Source organism: Vibrio sp. OPT46 (assembly GCF_015163535.1).
GTDB lineage: Bacteria > Pseudomonadota > Gammaproteobacteria > Enterobacterales > Vibrionaceae > Vibrio > Vibrio alginolyticus.
In genome coordinates this window covers 1-257 of record NZ_JADDYG010000041.1, presented here as the reverse complement: position 1 = coordinate 257, position 257 = coordinate 1, and the positions used below count along the sequence as shown (strand labels likewise).

The 257-nt window shown below is 42.0% G+C and carries 1 protein-coding gene; it reads right to left on the bottom strand.

The window, feature by feature from the left end:
* Nucleotides 1-257: cysteine peptidase family C39 domain-containing protein (locus IQR33_RS02455; RefSeq protein ID WP_265575772.1), on the bottom strand; the 257-nt coding region annotated here is incomplete at both ends.

Genomic DNA, 257 nt, shown 5'->3' with positions numbered 1-257 from the left:
CTAGACCGTCCCATTTCCGCTTCGTTACGGACCAGTAACACAATTCCTTGGTAATATTTTTCAAACTCATCCAGTTTCATTATCATGGTTCCTCTAGAGGGGTCTCCTAGAATAACTGAGTGATTGTTTATACCTCTGATGACAACAAAATGCATATACCCGTCGAAATTAACGAGAGTAATCCCAGGGACGCCGACTTCTTTAATTTTCTCCAGTCCTACTTGAAAGCCGTCAGAACGTAACCCTATGGAATCCAA